1 protein-coding gene is annotated in these 391 nt (G+C 74.7%); it reads right to left on the bottom strand.

What is annotated here, in order from left to right; all coding sequences use genetic code 11:
* A partial coding sequence (locus R2S09_RS40330; RefSeq protein ID WP_316746272.1) for a GAF domain-containing protein occupies nt 1–391 on the bottom strand: 391 nt, incomplete at both ends.

Genomic DNA, 391 nt, shown 5'->3' with positions numbered 1-391 from the left:
GCTCTTGAGCAGTTCCAGTTCGGTGTCGGAGAAGTTCCCGGCCCCCGTCCCACGGGCGAGCAGCACCACCCCGCGCACCTGGCCGCCGGCGCCGACGGGCACGGCGACGGCCGGGCCGAGGCCGGCGAACCGCGGCGGTCCGGCCGTGACGCGTGTGTCGTGTGCGATGTCCGGGCTGCTCACGGGTGCGCCACTGGTGAACGCCTCCCCCGTGAGGGTGCCGTCGACGGGCAGCACCAGCCCGCGGTGGGCCTCCGCCTGCTGCCCGATGGCCAGTTCCACGGTGAGCGTGTCGGTGTCCTTCACCGGGGTGGACATCGCGGCGAGCGCCGCGCCGGTGATCTCGCGGGCGCGTTCCGCGATCAGCTTGAGCACCTCCGCCTGCGCGGCC

The sequence above is a fragment of the Streptomyces sp. MK7 genome (assembly GCF_032658145.1).
In the GTDB taxonomy this organism is placed as follows: domain Bacteria; phylum Actinomycetota; class Actinomycetes; order Streptomycetales; family Streptomycetaceae; genus Streptomyces; species Streptomyces spiralis.
This window is presented reverse-complemented; position numbering and strand designations above follow the sequence as displayed.